Below are 1,802 nucleotides of genomic sequence, written 5' to 3'. Positions count from 1 at the left end.
CGCGGCACAAATGTTCAGCGATCTGGGATTCGTCTTCGAGCCCCTGCAGCTAACCGAGCTCGGCCTCGACATCCACCTCGACTGGAGTCGGGGCATCGAGTTGATCAGCCCGATCCCGGGATCGACCGGCGAGGTTGCCGTTTCGGTGACGGAGTTCTTGGAGCGCCACGGCGACGGCGTGTTCACCGTGGTGATCGGGGTTCCGGAAGCCGCTGGCGCCGACGCCGTCGCCGAACGCTACGGCGCGACAAGGCGATTCCGACAACACATGGAGGGCGAGGGCACCTACCTCGACGAAAACGACGTGTCGATCCTGGGACTGCCACTGACGTTCCTGGCGACCAACATCCCGTGATTGGAGACGTCATGGCTGGTTTCGGCGCCGACCGAAGTACGGCCAAAGCGCTACCGGCCGAGCTGATCCGGCCGAAGGAGACACGATGACCGTCGACACCGCAGCACCGAGCGTCTTCGACGCCGACCTCCCGACGCTGCACTACGACATCACGGACACCGTGCACGAGGTCGCCCCGCGCATCCACGAGGTGCGCACGCGGTCGCCGATAGCCATCGGGCCGCTGGGACCCGAGGTGCTCGGCTACGAACTCGCCCGCGGGATACTTCGCGATCCCCGGTTCGTTTTCCCGCCCGGCATGCACATGACCGCTCGCGGGATAACGTCGGGCCCGCTCTATGAACGGGTCCTCGGCACCATCCTGGGCATGGAAGGCGAGGAACACCGACGGCTGCGCGGTCTGGTGTCCAAGGCCTTCACGCCGCGGGCGTCGGCGCGCATGGAAGACACCATCGACACCGTGATCAACGAGTTGATCGACCAGGTCGCCTCGGATCGCCGAACGGGCCGATGCGACTTCGTCACCGACATCGCCCGGCCGTACCCGATCCCGATCATCTGCGCGCTGTTGGGCGCGCCCCCCGAGGACTGGGAGCAGTTCTCGCTGTGGGCCGAGGACATCTTCAAAATCGTCAGGTTCGACTCCGACCTGGCGAACGAGCAGCACATCGTGATGCGGGCCTGGGATGAGTTCGACGCCTACATCGACGACATGATCACCGAGCGGCGGGGCCGGTTGACCGACGACTTGATCTCCGAACTGATCCGCGCCCAGGATGACGGCGACCGGCTGAGCAACGCGGAGATGCGCATGCTGGCGTTCAGCATTCTCAGCGCCGGCACCGACACCACCCGCAATCAGCTGGCCGCGTGCATGCACGCGCTGTGTGACCATCCCGATCAACTGGCGATGTTGCGCGACGATTCCGGCCTCGCGATGCGAGCCGTCGAGGAATGCATGCGCCACTCGCCGGCGGTCTGCACCACCCTGCGCACCGTCCTGGACGACGTCACGTTCGCGGAATACACGTTTCCGGCGGGCACCTTCATTTCGGTGAATACCTTTGCGGCCAACTGCGATCCAGAGGTCTATCCGCACCCGGACCGGTTCGACATCACCCGCGAGGAGCCGCCGCCCATTTTGACGTTCGGGGGCGGCGCCCATTATTGCCTGGGCGCCAATCTCGCCCGAACCGAACTCGCCGGGGCCCTCAAAGTCATCGCCCGGCGCATGACCAATCCGCGCCGCGTGGCAACGGCACGCTGGAAACCGATGCTGGGATTGAGCGGGCCGGTGGAGCTGGAGATGGAGTTCGACTAGCTCAGCGCGTCGTCCGCGGCCAGCTCGAGCACACGGATCTCGCCGGTGGCTCCGTCGACCTCCACCATGGCTCCCTGCGGCAGTGCCTTGGTGGCGCCCTGGACGTCGACGACACACGGAAACCCG

At 65.8% G+C, this 1,802-nt stretch carries 3 protein-coding genes; 2 read left to right on the top strand and 1 reads right to left on the bottom strand.

Annotated features, from left to right (window positions below; all coding sequences use genetic code 11):
- The first annotated feature begins 10 nt into the window (after window positions 1-10).
- Together A9W96_RS14180 and A9W96_RS14175 are read left to right on the top strand one after the other, a co-directional pair.
- The gene (locus tag A9W96_RS14180; RefSeq protein ID WP_231999685.1) at window positions 11-355 is read left to right on the top strand and encodes a hypothetical protein; all 345 of its coding nucleotides are present in this window, start codon (window positions 11-13) and stop codon (window positions 353-355) included.
- An 85-nt stretch (window positions 356-440) separates the two neighbouring features.
- Window positions 441-1,676, top strand: coding sequence for a cytochrome P450 (locus A9W96_RS14175; RefSeq protein ID WP_067140599.1), 1,236 nt, complete (start codon window positions 441-443; stop codon window positions 1,674-1,676).
- Here the strand turns inward: A9W96_RS14175 and A9W96_RS33335 are convergent.
- A partial coding sequence (locus tag A9W96_RS33335) for a hypothetical protein (RefSeq protein ID WP_369830832.1) occupies window positions 1,673-1,802 on the bottom strand: 130 nt, incomplete at its 5' end. The two genes, A9W96_RS14175 and A9W96_RS33335, sit on opposite strands and share 4 nt — an antisense overlap.

Source organism: Mycobacterium sp. 1245852.3 (genome assembly GCF_001669335.1).
GTDB classification, from domain to species: domain Bacteria; phylum Actinomycetota; class Actinomycetes; order Mycobacteriales; family Mycobacteriaceae; genus Mycobacterium; species Mycobacterium europaeum_A.
The sequence above is the reverse complement of the archived record's forward strand: the minus strand, read 5'-3'. Positions and strand labels throughout refer to the sequence as shown.